Source organism: Paraburkholderia sp. RL17-373-BIF-A, assembly GCF_046030175.1.
In the GTDB taxonomy this organism is placed as follows: Bacteria; Pseudomonadota; Gammaproteobacteria; order Burkholderiales; family Burkholderiaceae; genus Paraburkholderia.
The window spans coordinates 21,321-40,927 of sequence record NZ_JARESO010000018.1; the positions used below are offsets into that span (position 1 = coordinate 21,321).

Below are 19,607 nucleotides of genomic sequence, written 5' to 3' on the forward strand. Positions count from 1 at the left end.
CGCTATAATCACGGACCGGACGTCATTTTACCGACGCCGCTCCCTTTTGCCCAAGGCCGCCGCGCATTGTCGCCCGGCCGGGGCCCGAAGCCGGTTTCATCGGCTGCTTTATTCGTTGTCTCATTCGTCGTTTCACTGTTCTCATTCCGATGTCCCAACCTGACTCCGCCGCATTCATTGCCGGTTATCCGCTGAAGGCGCACAACACTTTCGGCTTCGACGTTCGTGCGCAGTTTGCGTGCCGCATCGAGCGTGAAGAGCAACTGATGGCCGCGGTGCGCGACCCGCGCGCCGCCGGCCTGTCACGCCTCGTGCTGGGCGGTGGCAGCAATGTCGTGCTGACCGGCGACTTTGGCGGTGTGGTGCTGCTGATCGCGCTGCAAGGCCGCCGCGTCGTGCGCGAGGACGATGACGCATGGTACGTCGAGGCGGCCGGCGGCGAGCCGTGGCATGAGTTCGTCGGCTGGACTTTGTCGCAAGGATTGCCCGGGCTCGAAAATCTCGCGTTGATTCCGGGGACGGTGGGCGCGGCGCCGATTCAGAACATCGGCGCGTACGGGTTGGAGATGTGCGAGCGCTTCGCGTCGCTGCGGGCCGTGGAGCTGGCTTCCGGTGACGTGATCGAAATGGATGCGCAGGCGTGCCGCTTCGGCTATCGCGACAGTTTTTTCAAGCGGGAAGGGCGCGACCGGTTCGTGATTATGTCGGTGACGTTCCGTTTGCCGAAGGTGTGGCAGCCGCGCGCGGGCTACGCGGATCTCGCTCGCGAACTGGCCGCCAACGGCCATGCCGAGACGCCGCCGACCGCGCAGGCCATTTTCGATGCGGTGGTGGCGGTGCGGCGCGCCAAGCTGCCCGATCCGCTGGAGCTCGGCAATGCCGGCAGCTTCTTCAAGAATCCGGTGATCGACGCGGCGCAGTTCGACGCGCTGAAGGCCAGGGAGCCGGACGTCGTGTCGTACGCTCAGCCGGATGGGCGGGTGAAACTTGCCGCGGGCTGGCTGATCGATCGATGCGGCTGGAAAGGCCGCGCAATGGGCGCAGCGGCGGTGCATGAGCGGCAGGCGCTGGTGCTGGTCAATCGCGGCGGCGCGAGCGGGGCGGAAGTGCTGGCGCTTGCGAAAGCGATTCAGCGCGATGTGCTGGAGCGGTTTGGGGTCGAGCTGGAGGCGGAGCCGGTTTGTTTGTGACGATTGGCTGATGATAAAAAAGGCGCCGGGAGTTTCCTCCCGGCGCCTTTTTTGCATCTGCGTTTTGGCTTCAGCCGAGCCTCGCGGCGCTTAACTTCGCTTGCGCGAAGTTAGCCTTCACCAAAACGCTCGCCGTCAACCGCGCTGACGACGCGCATTCTCCGCAATCCGCATACGCAGCGCGTTCAGCTTGATGAACCCGCCAGCGTCGGCCTGGTTATAAGCGCCGCCGTCGTCGTCGAACGTGGCGATGGTCTTGTCGAACAGCGTTTCCTTCGAATCGCGCGCGACCACCGACACGCTGCCCTTGTACAGCTTCACACGCACCCAGCCGTTGACCTTCTCTTGCGTATGGTCGATCAGCACCTGAATCGCGCGGCGCTCCGGGCTCCACCAGTAGCCGTTATAAATCAGCGACGCGTAACGAGCCATCAGGTCGTCTTTCAGGTGAGCGACTTCACGGTCGAGCGTGATCGACTCGATGCCGCGGTGCGCCTTCAGCATGATCGTGCCGCCCGGCGTTTCATAACAGCCGCGCGACTTCATGCCGACGTAACGGTTTTCCACCAGATCCAGACGGCCGATGCCGTGCTTGCCGCCCAAACGGTTCAGTTCGGTGAGCATTTCCGCAGCCGACAGACGCTTGCCGTTGATCGCAACCGGATCGCCGTGCTCGTATTCGATGTCGATATATTCAGCCTGGTCCGGCGCCTGTTCCGGCGACACGGTCCAACGCCACATATCGGCTTCGGCTTCCGCCTTTGGGTCTTCCAGGTGACGGCCTTCGAACGAGATGTGCAGCAGGTTCGCGTCCATCGAATACGGCGCGCCGCCTTGCTTGTGCTTCATTTCGATCGGAATGCCGGCCTTTTCCGCGTACGCGAGCAGCTTTTCGCGCGACAGCAGGTCCCATTCACGCCACGGTGCGATCACCTTGATGCCCGGTTCCAGCGCGTAGTAACCGAGTTCGAAGCGAACCTGGTCGTTGCCCTTGCCGGTTGCGCCGTGCGACACCGCCTGTGCGCCGCTGGCGCGGGCGATTTCGATCTGACGCTTGGCGATCAGCGGACGCGCGATCGACGTGCCCAGCAGGTACTCGCCTTCATAGATCGTGTTGGCGCGGAACATCGGGAACACGAAGTCACGCACGAATTCTTCGCGCAGGTCTTCGATAAAGATGTTGTCCTGCTTGATGCCGAGTTGCAGGGCTTTCTTGCGCGCCGGTTCCAGCTCTTCGCCCTGGCCGATGTCGGCCGTGAACGTGACGACTTCGGCGTCGTAATTGTCCTGCAACCACTTCAGGATGACGGAGGTGTCGAGGCCGCCCGAATAGGCGAGCACGACTTTCTTGATATCGCTCATGGTGAACTCGTAGCTGGAGAAAGCGGGAAAACAAGGCGCGCCGGCGGTCCCGGAGCGCGGAAAACCACTATTTTGACACTAAACCGCAGGGTGTCCGCGTTTTTGGGACAGTGCGGTATTCAAGCCGGGTCCACCTACCGCCGTGGACGCCGGCTCGATGCGTGGCGCTAAACGTGGATGCCTTGCCTCGTATTCAAGGCCCCGTCGCGCTTCACGCAGATGCTGCTCAACGTGCCGGCCGGCGGCTCGCTCAGTGATTCAGCTTGCCGAGCAGCAGGTATTCCATCAAGGCCTTTTGCACGTGCAGACGATTTTCGGCCTCGTCCCACACGACGCTTTGCGGGCCGTCGATCACTTCCGCGCTGACTTCCTCGCCGCGGTGGGCGGGCAGGCAGTGCATGAAGAGCGCGTCGGCATTGGCGCGCGCCATCATGTCGGCGTCGACGCACCAGTCGGCGAAGGCTTTCTTGCGCGCTTCGTTTTCGGCTTCGAAGCCCATGCTGGTCCACACGTCGGTGGTCACGAGGTCGGCGCCGGAGCAGGCCTCGTTCGGATCGTCGAATTCTTCGTAGAACGGCGCGCTTTCGGCGGCGACCATGGCGCGGTCGAGCTTGTAGCCCGGCGGCGTGGACAGGCGCAGCTTGAAGCCGAGAATCTGCGCGGCTTCGATCCACGTGTACAGCATGTTGTTGGCGTCGCCGACCCACGCGACCGTCTTGCCGCGAATCGGTCCGCGATGCTCGAAGTACGTGAAGATGTCCGCCAGCACCTGGCACGGGTGATATTCGTTGGTCAGCCCGTTGATCACCGGCACACGCGAGTTCTCGGAAAAGCGCTGGAGTATGTCCTGGCCGAACGTGCGGATCATGATGATGTCGACCATGCGCGAGATCACTTGCGCTGCGTCTTCGATCGGTTCGCCGCGACCGAGCTGCGTGTCACGCGTGCTCATGAAAACGGCGTGGCCGCCCAACTGGAAGATGCCGGCTTCGAACGACAGTCGCGTGCGTGTCGAATTCTTTTCGAAGATCATCGCCAGCGTGCGATCGTGCAACGGATGGTAGGTCTCGTAGTTCTTGAATTTGCGTTTCAGAATGCGCGCGCGTTCCAGCACGTACTCGTAGTCTTCCAGCGAGAAATCCTTGAACTGCAGGTAGTGGCGAATTTTCTTGGCGGTCATGAAACAAATACGGCGGTCTCACCCGGCAGGATTGCCGGACGGCGCCGCCGTCGTTTGTGGTAACTCAAAGCAGCATAAAGGATTTCGCCCGGTTTGACGAGTCGGCCAAGAGGCCGGGAAAGCTGTCTGAAAGCCTTGTGGAACGCTCCTGGAACCGTTGCATATGTCTTGTGTGCGCTGCGGAAAAAGGTCCGCTGCGCTATAATCTACGGGTTATCCCAAAGCCCAGCAGGCCGGTATTCCGCTTGTGGGACACGGCTCGCGCGGTTCGGAACAACCTGCTTGCGGTGCGCCGTCATGACGAGCGACAAGGTGGCTTGGCCGGCTCTTCGCGGTTTCTGGTGATGCGGCTCGCCATCGTGGCACGGTCGGCGAGTCCCAGGCAATTCAGAGCCGTTTCGTCGTCCGCTTTGCCGTCATCCCGCTGGGCAGTCACACAGGTATTCCTACATGGCCGAAGCAGCTCCAACCGAATATTTCATTCAGGGCATCACGTCGACGGGAAAAAAGTTTCGGCCGAGCGACTGGTCGGAGCGTCTCGCAGGCGTCATGGCCTGTTTCGGCCCCGGCGCAAGGAAGGGGCCGAACGCCTATTTGCAGTACTCGCTGTATGTCCGGCCGACCATGATCGGCGACCTCAAGTGCGTGATTCTCGATTCGCGCTTGCGCGACATCGAGCCCATGGCTTTCGACTTCGTCCTTAACTTCGCGAAAGACAACGACCTGGTCGTGACCGAGGCGTGCGAGTTGCAACTTGAGCACGCCGCGCCGCAAGAGAAAAGACACGTGATCTAGCGCGAACCTGCTTGATTGGCGAAGGCAAAAAGTAAAAAACCCGCTGGCAGCGGGTTTTTTTATGGGCAGTCCGTTAGTCATGCGCGCGACGAATTGCGCGAGACAGTGCGGATCTGTCGGTCCGAAGCAAAAAAGCCCGCCGAGGCGGGCTTTTCTGTGCAGCGGAAACAGGAGGTAGCCCACCGAAGCGGGCTGACCGGAATTACTGCGCTGCGGACGCTTGCAGACCCTTGATGGCTGCAGCGAGACGGCTCTTATGGCGAGCAGCCTTGTTCTTGTGAACGATTTTCTTGTCGGCGATGATGTCGATGGTCTTCGACGATGCCTGGAAGATCTCAGCGGCCTTGGCCTTGTCGCCGGCGTCGATCGCCTTGCGGACAGCCTTGATAGCCGTGCGGAACTTCGAGCGCAGTGCCGAGTTGTGCGAGTTTGCCTTGGCGGCCTGGCGGGCGCGCTTGCGTGCTTGTGCGGAGTTAGCCATGACGGTTCCTTATCCTGTTCCTGTTTCCAGTACCTGACCTTCAAGTGGTGAGGTGCTGCTTTTAGATCGAACTCTTGGAAGCGATTGCCCAAGAGCGCAAAAGTGTCGAAAAAAATCGATCGGACTACGCGAAGGCAGGCCTGTGTTTTCGGGGTGCGCGAGGGTCTTGGCAGGCGCTGTGGCGCCGCTCCAAACCCCGTCCGAAAGTTGAGCGAGCTTCGAAACCGGCGATTATAGCAACAAAATCAGGCACGTGGCAACGGGAAAGCGCTATGACGCTGCGCCGCCGTGTTGCGTAAAGACCTGCGCCCAGTCGGCGGCGCATCGGGCGCGAGCGTGTCGCCCCCGGGGCACAAGGCGGGCGCGGGGCGAGTCCAGCGGTCCCAGGACGGCGCGGCCGGGCCACAAAAAACGCGCCGATCCATTCATCGGATCGAACGTCCGCGCGGCAAATCGGTCCGAATCGCGTTCCGGCTCGTCGTCCGCACTCGCGGCACCCGTATAATAAGCGCCCCATGAATCTATTCCGAGCCCTGCTGACGGTCAGCGGCTTCACGCTGCTGTCGCGCGTGACCGGACTGGCCCGCGAAACGCTGATCGCACGCGCGTTCGGTGCCAGTCAATACACTGACGCGTTCTACGTCGCCTTCCGCATTCCGAACCTGCTGCGCCGTATCTCCGCCGAGGGCGCGTTCTCGCAGGCCTTCGTGCCGATCCTCGCCGAGTTCAAGAACCAGCAGGGCCACGACGCCACCAAAGCGCTGGTCGACGCCACGTCGACGGTGCTCGCCTGGGCGCTCGCAATCCTCTCGCTGATCGGCGTGGTGGGCGCGTCGGGCGTCGTGTTCATCGTCGCCTCGGGCCTTGCGCATGAAGGTCAGGCGTACGCCCTCGCGGTCACCATGACGCGCATCATGTTCCCGTACATCATTTTCATTTCGCTGACGTCGCTGGCGTCGGGCGTGCTGAACACGTACAAGAACTTCTCGCTACCCGCGTTCGCGCCGGTTCTGCTGAACGTCGCGTTCATCGTCGCGGCGGTGTTCGTCGCGCCGCGTCTGCAAACGCCGGTTTATGCGCTTGCATGGGCGGTGATCGCCGGCGGCGTGCTGCAATTCATCGTGCAGCTGCCGGGGCTGAAGAAGATCGACATGATTCCGCGCATCGGCCTGAATCCGGTGAAGGCGCTCGCGCATCGCGGCGTCAAGCGCGTGCTGTCCAAGATGGTGCCCGCGATGTTCGCCGTCTCGGTCGCGCAGATCAGCCTGATCATCAACACGAATATCGCGTCGCGCATCGGGCCGGGCGCCGTGTCGTGGATCAACTACGCCGACCGGCTGATGGAGTTTCCGACCGCGCTGCTGGGCGTCGCGCTCGGCACGATCCTGCTGCCGAGCCTCTCCAAGGCGCACGTCGATGCCGATCCGCACGAATACTCGTCGCTGCTCGACTGGGGCTTGCGCGTCACCTTCCTGCTGGCCGCGCCGAGCGCCGTCGCGCTATTTTTCTTCGCGCAGCCGCTGACCGCCACACTGTTCCACTACGGCAAGTTCGACGGCAATTCGGTGGTGATGGTCTCCCGCGCGCTGTCGGCGTATGGCGTCGGCCTGATCGGCCTGATCCTTATCAAGATCCTCGCGCCGGGTTTCTACGCGAAGCAGGACATCAAGACGCCGGTGAAGATCGGGGTCGGCGTGCTGATCCTCACGCAGTTGAGCAACTATCTGTTCGTGCCGATTTTCGCGCATGCGGGCTTGACGCTGAGCGTCGGGCTCGGCGCTTGCGGTAATGCGCTGCTGCTGTTTCTCGGTCTGCGCAAGCGCGGCATCTATAGGCCGTCGAGCGGCTGGCTCAAATTCTTCGTGCAGTTGTTCGGCGCCTGTCTGGTGCTGGCCGGCACGATGCACTGGCTGGCCATCAGCTTCGACTGGATCGGCATGCATAGCCGCCCGGTCGACCGCATGGTGTTGCTCGCAGCGTGCCTCGTTCTGTTCGCCGCGCTATATTTCGGTATGCTTTGGCTGATGGGCTTCAAGTACGCGTATTTCAAAAGGCGAGTGAAGTGATCACGATGACGCGAGTTCTCGACTATTTCAGCACGCTCGTCGCCGAAGACGACAGTCTTCCGCTGACCGAGGCGGCGCTCTCGCTCGCGCAGGACGCCTATCCCGATCTCGATCTGCAAGGCACGCTCGCCGAGATCGACGAACTGGTGGTGCGCCTGCAGCGTCGCATGCCGGACGATGCCGACATCAAGCAGAAGGTCGGCATTCTGAACCGGTTCTTCTTTCGAGAGCTGGGCTTCGCCAGCAATCTCAACGATTATTACGACCCCGACAACAGCCATCTGAACGCGGTGCTCAAGCGCCGCCGTGGCATTCCGATTTCGCTGGCAGTGCTGTATCTGGAAATGGCCGAACAGATCGGCGTTCCAGCGCGCGGCGTGTCGTTTCCCGGTCACTTCCTGTTACGCGTGACGACGCCTGACGGTGACGTCATGCTCGATCCGACCAGCGGACACTCGCTGTCCGAATCGGAGATGGTGGAGATGCTGGAGCCGTATGTGGCGTCGGCGGGCGAATCGGTGAGCAGGGCGCTGCGCATGCTGCTGCAACCGGCCACGCGCCGCGAGATCATCGCGCGAATGCTGCGCAATCTGAAGTCCACGTATCTTCAGACGGAACGTTGGCAGCGTCTGCTGGCGGTGCAGCAGCGTCTCGTGATCCTGCTGCCGGAGAGTATCGAGGAAGTGCGCGATCGTGGCTTCGCTTATGCGCGGCTCGATTACCTGCGCCCGGCGCTTGAAGATCTCGAGCGCTATCTCGGCGACCGGCCGGATGCCGAGGACGCGACCGTGGTGGAGTCGCAATTGCACGAACTGCGTCAGCGGACACAGCACGACGACCGCGAGTAAACGAGCAAGCGGCCGCGCGTCGTACCCGAGCCACGCAAAAGAAACGCCTGCACATGATGATCATGTGCAGGCGTTTTTCACTGGCGTGGGCTATACGAAACCGCGCGCCGCATGCAGGCTTACTTCGGCTGCATCCGAATCGCGCCGTCCAGACGAATCACTTCGCCATTGAGCATCGGATTGTCGAAGATCTGCTTGGCGAGCATCGCGTACTCCGCCGGTTTGCCGAGACGCGGCGGGAACGGCACCATCGCGCCCAAGGCGTCCTGCACTTCCTGCGGCATGCCGAGCAGCATGGGCGTTTCGAAAATGCCCGGTGCGATCGTCATCACGCGGATCGCGTTGCGCGACAGGTCGCGTGCGATCGGCAGCGTCATGCCGACCACGCCGGCCTTGGACGCTGCATAAGCCGCCTGGCCGATCTGGCCGTCATACGCGGCCACCGACGCCGTGTTGATGATCACGCCGCGCTCGCCATTCGCGTTCGGCTCGTTCTTCGACATAGCCGCGGCGGCGAGCCGGATCATGTTGAAGGTGCCGATCAGATTGATCGAGACGGTGCGCGCGAACGAGTCGAGCGGATGCGGGCCGTCCTTGCCGACCGTTTTGACGGCCGGCGCGACGCCCGCGCAATTGACGAGGCCGCGCAGCGTGCCGAGCTTGGTGGCGGCTTCGACGGCTTGGGTGGCGTCGTCTTCGCGGCTCACATCGCATTTGACGAAGACGCCGCCGAGTTCTTTCGCGAGCGCCTCGCCGGCATCCACATTCAGGTCGGCGAGCACGACTTTGCCGCCGTTTTCGACGAACAGGCGCGCCGTGGCTGCGCCTAGACCCGATGCACCACCGGTGATCAGGAAAACGTTGTCACGAATCTCCATGTCTTCTCCTTTGCTACGGTTCAGTAATGTCTAGATCGAATATCTTTTCGATGATCGATTGTAACGGCTATGCTGCAATGCGGAAAGCGAAGCGGGCCGGCGCCCGATTCACGCGCTGTCAGTGGTCGCAGGCAGAGCAAACCATTACGGATGGCTAATTAATACTGAGCGCGGACGGATAGAGAAAGCGCACCGCACTCGCGCCACGCGTTGCATAAAAAAACCCGCCGGCAAGGGGCGGGTTTTTGCAGAAGCGATCACAGACAGACGCAAACGAGCTTACTTCAACGCCTCGAACGCGCGGTCACGAATTTCGTCGACGCTGCCGAGGCCTGAAATGCGCCGATACTGCGGCGCGGTCAACGGGGTCGACGAATCGCCGTTCTTCGCCCAGGTGTTGTAGTACTCGATCAGCGGTTTGGTTTGCGCCTCGTACACTTCCAGACGCTTCTTGACGGTTTCTTCCTTGTCGTCGTCGCGCTGGATCAGCGGTTCGCCGGTCACGTCGTCCACGCCTTCGACCTTCGGCGGATTGAACTTGACGTGATACGTACGGCCCGACGCCGCGTGCGAGCGGCGGCCGCTCATGCGCACGATGATCTCGTCGAACGGCACGTCGATTTCCAGCACGTAGTCGATCGGAACGCCGGCCTGCTTCATGGCTTCAGCTTGCGGAATGGTGCGCGGAAAACCGTCGAACAGATAGCCGTTCGCGCAGTCCGGCTGCTGCAGACGCTCTTTCACCAGGTTGATGATCAGTTCGTCCGTGACCAGTTCGCCGGCATCCATGAAGCGCTTGGCTTCAAGGCCGAGCGGCGTGCCTGCCTTGACGGCCGCGCGCAGCATGTCGCCAGTGGAAATTTGCGGAATGCCGAACTTTTCCTTGATGAAGGTCGCCTGAGTGCCCTTGCCCGCGCCGGGCGCACCCAAAAGGATCAAACGCATGTGATATCTCCAGATCTATGTGAGTTCTTTGGTGGCGCTGCGGACGTCCCACGATGCGTCGAGGGGACCCGCATCGGCTGCCGTTCCAGGTCTCGCGCTGCACGTCGAAGACGACGGCGCTGCAAGACGGCGACGGCGCGACCGGGCAAACCCTGACTCTCGCGTGTAGCGGGAGGCGCGCACAACCGTCCGATTATGCCATGGGTTTTTCCGCTCAAGACCCGAATAAAGCCTGCACGCGCGCGAGATCGGCGGGTGTGTCGACACCGGGCAGCGGCACGTCGTGCGTGACGAGCACCGCGATGCGCTCGCCGTGCCACATCGCGCGCAGTTGTTCGAGCGCTTCGACCTGTTCGATCGGCGAGATTGCGAGGCTGGGATACGTGCGCAGGAATTGCGCACGATACGCGTACAGCCCGATATGCCGATGAACCACCGCGGGCGCGGGCGGCGCGGGCATCGATGCGACATCGGGCCAGTGCGGCTGGTAGGCGTCGCGTGCCCATGGAATCGGCGCGCGCGAAAAGTACAGCGCGACGCCGCGCGCGTCGAGCACGACCTTGACGACGTTCGGGTTGAAGATTTCGGCGGGGTCGGTGATCGGGTGCGCGGCGGTGGCGATCGCGCAGCCGTGGCTCGCCGCAAGGTGCGACGCAACGCCGCACACGAGCGCCGGATCGATCAGCGGTTCGTCGCCTTGCACGTTGACCACGATCGTCTCGTCGCTCCAGCCGAATTGCGCCGCGACTTCCGCGAGACGGTCGGTGCCGGACGGATGGTCCGCGCGCGTCAACACCGCTTCGAAGCCGTGGTCGCGGGCGGCGTCGAGCACCGCTTGCGCGTCCGAGGCGACCAGCACCTGCTGCGCGCCCGATTCGCGCGCGCGTTCGGCGACCCGCACCACCATCGGCTTGCCGCCGATGTCGGCGAGCGGCTTGTTGGGCAGACGCGTCGAGGCGAGCCGGGCCGGCACGACGGCGATAAACGGGGGAGTGGTGGTGTTGGCGTGGGTCATCGGCAAGGCAAGCGCAAAGACGGGCGGCGATGAAGCCGGAAGAAATCGGCCGCGCATGCAGCGCGGCCGCGAACGGACAAGTCGACGGATTCAGCTCGCGACACGCGCCACACTGGCATGGCGGCCGCCGCGCGCGAGCGCAGTCTGACTCAGGCCACCGAGCCCGGATTCAGATCGACCGGCGTGCCTTCTACGGTCTGCCGCGCTTCGTCGACCAGCATGACGGGAATGCCGTCGCGAATCGGATAGGCCAGCTTGTCCGCGTTGCAGATCAGCTCCTGCGCGGCGCGGTCATAGCTGAGCGGGCCCTTGCAGATCGGGCAGACGAGAATTTCAAGCAGGCGAGCGTCCACGGACTTTCTCCACAACTAATGCAATGAGGCGATGATCGAGCGCGGCTTCGACCGGGACAACCCAGATGCGCGCGTCGTGCCAGGACCCTAATTTTACCGCATCCTTTTCCGTTATCAGGATGGCGTCGGCGTCCACGTCCGTAAACGGATTGCGCTCGAACGCGTAGTGATCCGGCAGTGCGCGCGTGGCGGGCGTGAGGCCGGCGGCGCGCAGCGTAGCGAAAAAGCGCTCCGGCGCGCCGATGCCTGCTGCCGCGAGCACGCGATCGCCGCTGAACTGCGCGAGCGGACGGCGCAACGCGGGATTGTCCAGATGCCACGCGTCGGCGGGCGCGAGTTGCAGCGCGAAGGTGTTCGGCCACGCCGGCAGCGTGCGCGCGTAAGGATCGTTGATGAGCGTCGCGTCGCGGCGGCGCGACAGCGGCTCGCGCAGCGGGCCGGCCGGCAGCAGGAAACCGTTGCCGCCGAGCCGGTGATCGAACACGACCAATTCAGCGTCGCGCTCGAGCCGGTAATGCTGCAAGCCGTCGTCGCTCACGATCACGTCGACTTCACGGTGCGCGGCGCACAGCGCCTGCGCGGCCGCCACGCGATCCGGACAGACCCATACCGGCGCACCGGTGCGGCGCGCGATCAGAAGCGGCTCGTCACCGCCGACACTCGCCGCAGAGGTGGAAGTGACCCGCGTCGGCGTCTTCACGCGCGCGCCGTAGCCGCGCGACACCACGCCGGGTTTGAAGCCCGCGGCGCGCAACGCCTCGACCAGCGCGATCACGGTCGGCGTCTTACCGGTACCGCCGACGGTCACATTGCCGACCACCACCACGGGCACGCCGATGCGCACCGATTTCAACCAGCCGAACGAAAAGGCCGCGCGGCGCGCGGCGGCGATCGCGCCGAACACGCAGGCGAGCGGCGACAGCGCCCAGGCGAGGGGGCCGCGCTGTTGCCATTCGCGCGCGAGGCGTGCTTCGAGACGGTTGCTGACTTCGCTCATGGGCACGTCGCGCAGACGAGTGGCGCGCCGCTCGCTAAAAGGCGCCGGGACGGCGGCGTGAAGGAGCTAGGCGCAATACGCGGGGCAAGCATCAACGCGGTTCTCCGGACTATCGAAAGTGAGGCGAAAAATGAAGCGAGGCGGCAACGGACGCACTTTCGCAGTGTGCCGCAATGCCGGGCGCCGCGGGGCGTTCGGCATGCCGTCGAACCCGCCACTCTAGCGCGCGAGCGTCACGCACGGCAAGCCGCGCGCCATGCGCCGCGCGACGAAACCGCACTTCCGGCGTTGCTCGCAGCCTGTGGATAACTTTGTGGAGAACCTGCCGTCCGACGGGCGGAGAAGGCCATTCCGCGCGCCCGGTATCGGCAATCATTCTCTTTGGCGAGATGTAAACACCATATAAATCAACGACATGCTTGGAATTCATGCGGCCTCGCGGGCAATCTGGCGGGATCCGTCTGGCGGGTCCCGCCATGTGGACACTTTTAACAATTCGAGCGCCGCGCTGGACGCGGATGGCCGGTCGGTCTATCGTCTGTCCGGCCAGCCACCCATATTCCTCGCATGAATCCCGAAAGCCCTTTTTCCTCGTCGGCGACGCCCGGCGGTGAGGTCGTCGTTCCCGTTTCGGCGCTCAATCGCGCGATCGGCACGATGCTCGAACGTTCATTTCCGCTCGTCTGGGTCGCCGGCGAAGTGTCGAACTTCACGCGCGCCGCGAGCGGCCATTGGTATTTCTCGATCAAGGATGCGCAGGCTCAGATGCGTTGCGTGATGTTCCGCGGGCGGGCGCAATACGCCGAATTCACGCCGCGCGAAGGCGACCGCATCGAAGTGCGCGCGCTGGTGACGATGTACGAGCCGCGCGGCGAACTGCAACTGAATGTGGAAGCGGTGCGGCGCACCGGACAGGGGCGTCTCTACGAAGCGTTCCTCCGGCTGAAAGCGCAGCTCGAAGCCGAGGGGCTCTTTGCCGCCGAACGCAAACGCGCGTTGCCGACGCATCCGCGGGCGATCGGCATCGTCACGTCGTTGCAGGCCGCGGCGTTGCGCGACGTCCTGACCACGCTGTCGCGGCGCGCACCGCACATTCCGGTGATCATTTATCCGGCGCCGGTGCAGGGCGTGGGCGTGAGCGGCAAGCTCGCCGCGATGGTCGACGCCGCCAACGCGCGGCGCGAAGTCGACGTGCTGATCGTGTGCCGCGGCGGCGGCTCGATCGAAGACTTGTGGGCGTTCAACGAAGAAGTGCTGGCGCGCGCGATCGCCGAAAGCGCGATTCCCGTGGTTAGCGGCGTGGGCCACGAAACCGATTTCACGATCGCCGACTTTGCCGCGGACGTGCGCGCGCCGACGCCCACCGGCGCCGCCGAACTCGTCAGTCCGCAGCGCGTGCTGCTGTTGCGCGAGTTGGATCACCGCCACGCGACGCTCGCGCGCGGCTTCGGCCGCATGATGGAGCGGCGCGCGCAGCAACTCGACTGGCTCGCGCGCCGGCTGGTGTCGCCGGCCGAGCGGCTCGCGCGGCAACGCACGCATCTGCAGCAATTGAGCGTGCGGTTGGCATCGGCGGGCGCGCGTCCGGTGCGCGACGCGCGAGCGCGGTTTTCGCTGCTGCAGATGCGCTGGCAGCGTTGGCGTCCGGATCTCGCCGGGCATCAGGCGAAACTCGGCAATCTTTCGCAACGTCTGGACGCGGCTTTGTTACGCCAGCATGAACGTCAGACCGCGCGCATCGACACGCTCGCTGCGCGTCTCGAAGTGCTGAGTCCGCAGCGTACGCTGGAGCGTGGCTATGCCGCCGTGCTCGACGCCCAGAGTGGACGCGCGGTGCGCGCGCCGTCGTCGTTGAAGCCGGGACGGCGCCTGACGGTGCATCTTGCGGAAGGTGCCGCGGATATCGCGCTCGCCGATGTGCAGCCGCGCCTGACCGACGGTTTCTGACACTTCGCCGACGGCCTCGGCGCCTGTACTTTTGACTGTTGCGAGGGCCGGGCACACCGGGTGCGCAAGCACTAATTACGCTGTGCGCGCGGCGTGTTCGCCAATGCCGGGCATAAAGTCCGTTGGTTTGCGGGGTTATTCCAAGTCGCCTACAATCGAGTGCTCAAAAGCGTTATCCGCAGACTCCCCCCACAACAGATACAGACAGAAGGAAAGCACCATGGAACATACGCTCCCGCCGCTGCCGTTCGCGAAAAACGCACTCGTGCCGAACATGTCGGAAGAGACGCTCGAGTATCACTACGGCAAGCATCACCAGACCTATGTGACCAACCTGAACAATCTGATCAAGGGCACGGAGTTCGAGAACCTGTCGCTCGAAGAAATCGTCAAGAAGGCATCCGGCGGCGTGTTCAATAACGCAGCTCAAGTGTGGAACCACACGTTCTTCTGGAACAGCCTGTCGCCGCAAGGTGGCGGTGCGCCGACCGGCGCGCTCGCTGACGCGATCAACGCCAAGTGGGGTTCGTTCGACAAGTTCAAGGAAGAGTTCGCCAAGACCGCGGTCGGCACGTTCGGCTCGGGCTGGGCATGGCTGGTGAAGAAGGCCGACGGTTCGCTCGACCTCGTGTCGACGAGCAACGCCGCTACGCCGCTGACCACCGACGCGAAGGCTCTGCTGACGATCGACGTGTGGGAACACGCTTACTACATCGACTACCGCAATGCGCGTCCGAAGTTCGTCGAAGCGTACTGGAACATCGTCAACTGGGAATTCGCGTCGAAGAACTTCGCGTGAGATTGCCGGTGAGTTTGAAACTGGCGCCGCCGGCTGGCTGATCCGGTCGCGGCGTTGATCGTCGAACTCCGTAGCAATTGCAGGAAAGAAAAGCTCTCGAATGCGAGGGCTTTTCTTTTTCCTGGCGTGGCTTGCTGTCGCGCGTCAGTGCGTCGAAGGGTCTCGACGGGGCTCGCGCCCGAGATGCATAGGATTGCTTTTCACACGCCGCGGCGCATGAATCTTTGTCACAGTTGGTAACGGCACGCCGGCTTCCAATTCGCATTCAGCCTGCCGACAGCGTGTCCAGATGCAGGCGGAAAAAATACGGTAACTATCTCGTAAACAAAGCGCCCGCAAATTGGCCTAACGTATGTTTCCCCTATGAAGAAACGTGCGCCACCATGATCTCAAGTCCTCAATCGATACGCGTCGCATTGCCTGTGGCTGCGGTCGCACTGGCGCTCCTCGGCGGTTGCGCGGTGGTGCCGCCGAGCGGTCCATCCATCGTCGCGCTGCCGCGCAGCGGCGAGCCGCTCAATCAGTTCCAGCAGGACGACTACAACTGCCGCGACTACGCTTATCGCTCGACCAACGCGACCGGCGCCTCGCAGGCCGCGACCACGAACAGCGTCAATAGCGCGGCTATCGGCACGCTAGGCGGTGCCGCTGTCGGTGCGCTCTTTGGCGCAGCGGCAGGCAATCCCGGCGCGGGCGCGGCCATTGGCGCGGGCAGCGGCTTGCTGATCGGCGGCGCGACCGGCGCCAACGGCGCACAGTACGCGGGCGGTAGCCTCCAGGCGCAGTACGACGCGGCGTACGCGCAGTGCATGGTGTCAAAGGGCAACACGATTTCGCAGCCGCGGATGCCGGTCTATGCGCCGCAACCGGTATATGTTGCTCCGCCGCCCCGTTATTACGGGCCGCCGCCGGTAATGTATGCGCCCTATCCGTACTACTGATCGAATTTCGCCGAGCGTCCGGGGCCACTGAATCGTATCGCCGTCACGTATTGCCTCGTATGGCGGAGAGAGGCGACACGATGGCGATAAACGCCTTTGCAAACAGCGTACGGTTAATCAGCCGTAAGGGCGATGACTGTGTTCAGCGAGCGGGAGACGCGCGTGGCGGGCTCCTCTCTTGCGGCACGCGACGTGAGTCACGGCGCGCACCGTTGGTTGTGCGGAGCTGACCGTCGCATCGTTCAAGAGGCGAGGCGAAAATGCGAATCTCGCAAGCTGGCGCTGAGACATCCGGGCTCGGCGCATGGACCCGTCGGGGCACGGTAGTGGCGCTGATTGCCGTCGCCTCCTGTTTCGCGTCGTGTGGCGGCGGTGGTTCGGGCGCCACGTCGGGGTCGGCGAGCGGAAGTGGCACGTCGAGCGGCTCGGATACAGGTTCCGGTAGCGGTACGGGTTCGACCACCGGCACGGGCACCGGCACCGGAACGACCGGCACGGGCAACACACCGGCAGCGGTGACGGCCTACGCCACCGACGTCCTCATGCATCACAACGATCTCGGCCGCACTGGTCAGATGCTCGCCGAGACCACGCTTACACCGGCGAACGTCAACTCGGCGAGTTTCGGCAAGGTCGCGTTTCTTGCCGCGGACGGCAAGGTCGACGGACAGCCGCTCTTCGTCACCAGCCTGTCGATCGGCGGCACGGCCCACGACGTGGTCTACGTGGTCACCGAACACGATAGCGTCTACGCCTACGACGCCACATCTTTCGCGCAACTGTGGAAAGTCTCGCTGATCGGCAGCGGCGAAACGCCCAGCGACGACCACGGATGCCAGGACATCACCCCTGAGATCGGCATTACGTCGACGCCGGTCATCGACCGCAGTCGCGGCACGAATGGCGTGCTGTATGCCGTGGCGATGACGAAAGACAGTGGCGGCGGCTACCATCACCGGCTGCATGCGCTCGATCTGGCGACCGGCGCCGAAGTGCTCGGCGGTCCGACGGAAATCGCGGCGACTTATCCGGGCAACGGCGCGGGCAGCGTCAACGGGGTGATTACCTTCAACCCGTCGCTGCATACGGAGCGCGCGGCACTTACGCTGGTCGGCGGCAACATCTACATGGGTTGGACCGCGCACTGCATGGGGGGCTCGTACACCGGCTGGATGATGGCCTATAGCGCCGACACGCTGAAACAGACCAGCGTGATCAACATCACGCCGAACGGCAGTCAAGGCTCGATCTGGATGGCCGGCTCGGGCATGGCGTCGGACGGCAGGTCGCTCTACGTCGTGGACGGCAACGGCACGTTCGGCACCACGCTGAATGCGCAGGGCTTTCCCGTCGACGGCGACTTCGGCGACTCGATGATGAAGCTCTCCTTGGGCAACCTGCAGGTCACCGATTACTTCGCGATGTCAGACGTGGTCACGCAAGCGGCCACCGACAACGATTTCGGCTCGGGCGGCGCCATGGTGTTGCCGGATCAGACCACGACAGGAGGCGTCGTCAAGCATCTCGCGGTGGCGGCCGGCAAGGACAACCGCATCTACGTCGTCGATCGCGACTCGATGGGCAAATTCAACCCGACGGCCAACAACATCTGGCAGGAGTTGATCGGCACGTTGGCGGGTGGCATCTGGGGATCGCCGGCTTACTACAACGGCGTGGTCTATTACGGCGGGCTGAACGACAACCTGAAGGCGCTGCCGGTCTCGGGGGCGTTCCTTGCGACTACTGCGGCGTCGAGGAGTCCGACCACTTTCCCGTATCCGGGCGCGACACCCGCCGTATCGGCGAACGGCGCGAGCAACGGCATTGTCTGGGCGGCGGAAAACGGCACGACCGGCGCGTTACACGCGTACAACGCGGGCAATCTCGCCGTCGAGTTGTACAACAGCAACCAGGCCGGCACGCGCGATCAATGGGGCGCGGGCAATAAATTCATCACGCCGATGATTGCGCGCGGCAAGGTGTATGTCGGCGCTACTAATGGGGTGGCGGTGTTTGGGTTGTTGTGAGCGGAAGGGGGATGGTTTCGCGTTGGGTGAGATGCGGCTGTAGTTGAGTGTGTTCGCGTGGGTGTCGGTGATTGGCTTGCGGGTTATCTGGATCGCGGTATGAAAAAGCCCTTGCTCCTTTTTTTGCGGAGCAGGGGCTTTCTGTTTGGCGCTGGGCTAATGCAGTTGCAGCGACATCGGCACGGCTACACACCGCGCCAGATATCACGCTCACTCCGCATCGCTCGTAGCGGCCGTCTTACGCGGACGACGACTGCGCGGCGCCGACTTGCGTGCGGCCTTTTTTGCCGGCGCAGGCGCTTCTTCCGCTGTGGCAGAAGCGGCCGGCGCTTCAGCGGGCGCTGCGATCTCCGGAATATCGTCGATGCTTCGCGGCGCAGCTTTCTTTGCTCGCTTCGCAGCCGTCTTGCGCGGCGCGCGTTCGCTGCGGCGCTTGGGTTGCTTGCCGCTCGTATCTCGCTCGTCTGCTTCTGCCGACCTCTCCGAGCCACCGGATTCTTCAGCGTTCGCGGCTTCAGCCTCCGCGAAAGGCGCTTCCGGCAGTTCAAAAGCGAACTCAGCATTTTCCGGCGCTTGCTCGTGCACATCGTCCGCTTGAGCCTGAGCGCCACCGCCATGTTCGACGGTCGTACGCTCTTCGTACACGGTCTCCTGTTGGCCGCGTCCTGCTTTGCGATTGCCTCGTCCTCGACGGCGCGACTCGTGTTTGCCGCCCGACTCGGCGATCACCGTTTCGGCGACCTGCGCCTCATACAACTGTTCCGCCGACTCCACGATTTCCACGGGCTCGCCCGTGTTGTCGCCGGCCACATTCGCGGCCGTGCTTCGATACACATACGCGCCCGACTTCTCGTCGCGGCCGAACTCGAGCAGCCCGCGAGCATGAGCTTCTTCGAGCAGATTGCCGAAAGCGCGAAAGCCGTAGTACGTTTCGTTGAAATCCGGCTTGCGGCGCTTGATCGCGTTCTTCAGCACCGACGCCCACATCTTGCCGCTATCGCCGCGTTCGGACGCGAGCGCGTCGAACGTTTGCACCGCGATTTCGACCGCCTTGGTGCGGCGTTTCTCGAGGTCTTCCTTGTTGCGGGTCTTCTCCTCGTCGGGCGCGCGTTTGGCCGCCGGCTGGGCGGACTGTTGCGGGCGCGACGACTCGCGCTTGGCGACGGTGCGCTGACTCTCCCGCACGAGGTCGTCGTAAAAGAAGAACTCGTCGCAGTTCGCGATCAGCAGATCGGACGTGGATTGCTGCACGCCGACGCCGATCACCTGCTTGGCGTTCTCACGCAGCTTCGACACCAGCGGCGAAAAATCCGAGTCGCCGCTGATGATCACGAACGTATTGACGTGCGATTTCGTGTAGCACAGGTCGAGCGCGTCGACCACGAGCCGGATGTCGGCGGAATTCTTGCCCGATTGGCGCACGTGCGGAATTTCGATCAATTCGAAATTGGCCTCGTGCATCGCGCCTTTGAAACTCTTGTAGCGGTCCCAGTCGCAATATGCTTTCTTCACGACAATGCTGCCCTTGAGCAGCAGACGTTCGAGCACCAGCTTGATATCGAACTTGTCGTACTTCGCGTCACGCACGCCGAGCGCGACGTTTTCGAAGTCGCAGAATAGCGCCATGCTGACAGTTTCGTTGGATGACGCCATGTATATCTCCATTGAAGCGATCGTCGAATTGGACGAATCGCGACCATGATAGCGATTCCAGCGGAGGTGATCAGCTTTTGTGTTCCGGGCGCACCGATACGGGCGGCGCGAACCCCCGACGGCGCGCGCT

The 19,607-nt window shown here is 63.3% G+C and carries 17 protein-coding genes; 8 read left to right on the forward strand and 9 right to left on the reverse strand.

The window, feature by feature from the left end; genetic code table 11:
- Window positions 1-149 precede the first annotated feature (149 nt).
- A complete protein-coding gene (murB, locus tag P0D80_RS22340; RefSeq protein ID WP_408286765.1) occupies window positions 150-1,190 on the forward strand; it encodes a UDP-N-acetylmuramate dehydrogenase in 1,041 nt (346 codons plus the stop codon).
- 135 nt (window positions 1,191-1,325) lie between these two features.
- On the opposite strand, the gene P0D80_RS22345 is transcribed toward murB, so the two are convergent.
- Both P0D80_RS22345 and argF read right to left on the reverse strand, forming a co-directional pair.
- Window positions 1,326-2,552, reverse strand: a complete 1,227-nt coding sequence (locus P0D80_RS22345) for an argininosuccinate synthase (RefSeq protein ID WP_132373350.1) — start codon at window positions 2,550-2,552, stop codon at window positions 1,326-1,328.
- A 250-nt stretch (window positions 2,553-2,802) separates the two neighbouring features.
- Entirely contained in the window at window positions 2,803-3,732 is a 930-nt protein-coding gene (gene argF / locus P0D80_RS22350; RefSeq protein WP_132373351.1) for an ornithine carbamoyltransferase, read from the reverse strand.
- Window positions 3,733-4,182: 450 nt separating this feature from the next.
- On the opposite strand from argF, the gene P0D80_RS22355 reads away from it, so the two are divergent.
- On the forward strand, window positions 4,183-4,527 hold the full coding sequence (locus P0D80_RS22355; protein ID WP_132373352.1) for a DUF3579 domain-containing protein: 345 nt from the start codon (window positions 4,183-4,185) through the stop codon (window positions 4,525-4,527).
- Window positions 4,528-4,729: 202 nt separating this feature from the next.
- Here the strand turns inward: P0D80_RS22355 and rpsT are convergent, their stop codons facing one another.
- On the reverse strand, window positions 4,730-5,008 hold the full coding sequence (gene rpsT, locus P0D80_RS22360; protein WP_020069158.1) for a 30S ribosomal protein S20: 279 nt from the start codon (window positions 5,006-5,008) through the stop codon (window positions 4,730-4,732).
- A gap of 515 nt (window positions 5,009-5,523) precedes the next feature.
- Here rpsT and murJ point away from each other — a divergent pair.
- Window positions 5,524-7,074: a murein biosynthesis integral membrane protein MurJ gene (murJ, locus tag P0D80_RS22365; protein WP_408286767.1), complete on the forward strand. Its 1,551-nt coding sequence runs from the start codon at window positions 5,524-5,526 to the stop codon at window positions 7,072-7,074.
- 5 nt (window positions 7,075-7,079) lie between these two features.
- Window positions 7,080-7,922, forward strand: coding sequence for a SirB1 family protein (locus P0D80_RS22370; RefSeq protein WP_132373354.1), 843 nt, complete (start codon window positions 7,080-7,082; stop codon window positions 7,920-7,922).
- A 119-nt stretch (window positions 7,923-8,041) separates the two neighbouring features.
- Here the strand turns inward: P0D80_RS22370 and P0D80_RS22375 are convergent, their stop codons facing one another.
- The 5 genes from P0D80_RS22375 to lpxK all read right to left on the reverse strand — a co-directional run bounded on the left by P0D80_RS22375 (window position 8,042) and on the right by lpxK (window position 12,110).
- A complete protein-coding gene (locus tag P0D80_RS22375) occupies window positions 8,042-8,800 on the reverse strand; it encodes a 3-hydroxyacyl-CoA dehydrogenase (RefSeq protein ID WP_168795051.1) in 759 nt (252 codons plus the stop codon).
- Window positions 8,801-9,079: 279 nt separating this feature from the next.
- On the reverse strand, window positions 9,080-9,745 hold the full coding sequence (gene adk / locus P0D80_RS22380; protein ID WP_132373356.1) for an adenylate kinase: 666 nt from the start codon (window positions 9,743-9,745) through the stop codon (window positions 9,080-9,082).
- Between the two features lie 214 nt (window positions 9,746-9,959).
- Window positions 9,960-10,760 carry a 3-deoxy-manno-octulosonate cytidylyltransferase gene (kdsB, locus tag P0D80_RS22385; protein ID WP_408286769.1) on the reverse strand — a complete coding sequence of 267 codons (801 nt, stop codon included), beginning with the start codon at window positions 10,758-10,760 and terminating at the stop codon, window positions 9,960-9,962.
- Between the two features lie 149 nt (window positions 10,761-10,909).
- Window positions 10,910-11,113, reverse strand: a complete 204-nt coding sequence (locus P0D80_RS22390; RefSeq protein WP_007180583.1) for a Trm112 family protein — start codon at window positions 11,111-11,113, stop codon at window positions 10,910-10,912.
- The gene (gene lpxK / locus P0D80_RS22395; RefSeq protein ID WP_408179822.1) at window positions 11,094-12,110 is read right to left on the reverse strand and encodes a tetraacyldisaccharide 4'-kinase; all 1,017 of its coding nucleotides are present in this window, start codon (window positions 12,108-12,110) and stop codon (window positions 11,094-11,096) included. Before lpxK ends, P0D80_RS22390 begins: the two co-directional genes overlap by 20 nt.
- A gap of 567 nt (window positions 12,111-12,677) precedes the next feature.
- Here lpxK and xseA point away from each other — a divergent pair.
- The 4 genes from xseA (at window position 12,678) to P0D80_RS22415 (ending at window position 17,824) form a co-directional block, all read left to right on the forward strand.
- Entirely contained in the window at window positions 12,678-14,057 is a 1,380-nt protein-coding gene (gene xseA / locus P0D80_RS22400) for an exodeoxyribonuclease VII large subunit (protein WP_408286771.1), read from the forward strand.
- A 220-nt stretch (window positions 14,058-14,277) separates the two neighbouring features.
- Window positions 14,278-14,856 carry a superoxide dismutase [Fe] gene (gene sodB / locus P0D80_RS22405; protein WP_132373360.1) on the forward strand — a complete coding sequence of 193 codons (579 nt, stop codon included), beginning with the start codon at window positions 14,278-14,280 and terminating at the stop codon, window positions 14,854-14,856.
- A 383-nt stretch (window positions 14,857-15,239) separates the two neighbouring features.
- Window positions 15,240-15,797: a glycine zipper family protein gene (locus tag P0D80_RS22410; RefSeq protein WP_132373361.1), complete on the forward strand. Its 558-nt coding sequence runs from the start codon at window positions 15,240-15,242 to the stop codon at window positions 15,795-15,797.
- Window positions 15,798-16,057: 260 nt separating this feature from the next.
- Window positions 16,058-17,824 carry a pyrrolo-quinoline quinone gene (locus P0D80_RS22415; protein WP_408286774.1) on the forward strand — a complete coding sequence of 589 codons (1,767 nt, stop codon included), beginning with the start codon at window positions 16,058-16,060 and terminating at the stop codon, window positions 17,822-17,824.
- Between the two features lie 210 nt (window positions 17,825-18,034).
- Here the strand turns inward: P0D80_RS22415 and P0D80_RS22420 are convergent, their stop codons facing one another.
- Window positions 18,035-19,477, reverse strand: a complete 1,443-nt coding sequence (locus P0D80_RS22420; RefSeq protein ID WP_408286775.1) for an NYN domain-containing protein — start codon at window positions 19,475-19,477, stop codon at window positions 18,035-18,037.
- Window positions 19,478-19,607: the final 130 nt, after the last annotated feature.

Excerpts from the sequence above, each read along its gene's own strand:
- murB (WP_408286765.1), top strand. The coding sequence starts at position 150 with ATGTCCCAACCTGACTCCGCCGCATTCATTGCCGGTTATCCGCTGAAG.
- P0D80_RS22345 (WP_132373350.1), bottom strand. The coding sequence starts at position 2,552 with ATGAGCGATATCAAGAAAGTCGTGCTCGCCTATTCGGGCGGCCTCGAC.
- argF (WP_132373351.1), bottom strand. The coding sequence starts at position 3,732 with ATGACCGCCAAGAAAATTCGCCACTACCTGCAGTTCAAGGATTTCTCG.
- P0D80_RS22355 (WP_132373352.1), top strand. The coding sequence starts at position 4,183 with ATGGCCGAAGCAGCTCCAACCGAATATTTCATTCAGGGCATCACGTCG.
- rpsT (WP_020069158.1), bottom strand. The coding sequence starts at position 5,008 with ATGGCTAACTCCGCACAAGCACGCAAGCGCGCCCGCCAGGCCGCCAAG.
- murJ (WP_408286767.1), top strand. The coding sequence starts at position 5,524 with ATGAATCTATTCCGAGCCCTGCTGACGGTCAGCGGCTTCACGCTGCTG.
- P0D80_RS22370 (WP_132373354.1), top strand. The coding sequence starts at position 7,080 with ATGACGCGAGTTCTCGACTATTTCAGCACGCTCGTCGCCGAAGACGAC.
- P0D80_RS22375 (WP_168795051.1), bottom strand. The coding sequence starts at position 8,800 with ATGGAGATTCGTGACAACGTTTTCCTGATCACCGGTGGTGCATCGGGT.
- adk (WP_132373356.1), bottom strand. The coding sequence starts at position 9,745 with ATGCGTTTGATCCTTTTGGGTGCGCCCGGCGCGGGCAAGGGCACTCAG.
- kdsB (WP_408286769.1), bottom strand. The coding sequence starts at position 10,760 with ATGACCCACGCCAACACCACCACTCCCCCGTTTATCGCCGTCGTGCCG.
- lpxK (WP_408179822.1), bottom strand. The coding sequence starts at position 12,110 with ATGAGCGAAGTCAGCAACCGTCTCGAAGCACGCCTCGCGCGCGAATGG.
- xseA (WP_408286771.1), top strand. The coding sequence starts at position 12,678 with ATGAATCCCGAAAGCCCTTTTTCCTCGTCGGCGACGCCCGGCGGTGAG.
- sodB (WP_132373360.1), top strand. The coding sequence starts at position 14,278 with ATGGAACATACGCTCCCGCCGCTGCCGTTCGCGAAAAACGCACTCGTG.
- P0D80_RS22410 (WP_132373361.1), top strand. The coding sequence starts at position 15,240 with ATGATCTCAAGTCCTCAATCGATACGCGTCGCATTGCCTGTGGCTGCG.
- P0D80_RS22415 (WP_408286774.1), top strand. The coding sequence starts at position 16,058 with ATGCGAATCTCGCAAGCTGGCGCTGAGACATCCGGGCTCGGCGCATGG.
- P0D80_RS22420 (WP_408286775.1), bottom strand. The coding sequence starts at position 19,477 with ATGGCGTCATCCAACGAAACTGTCAGCATGGCGCTATTCTGCGACTTC.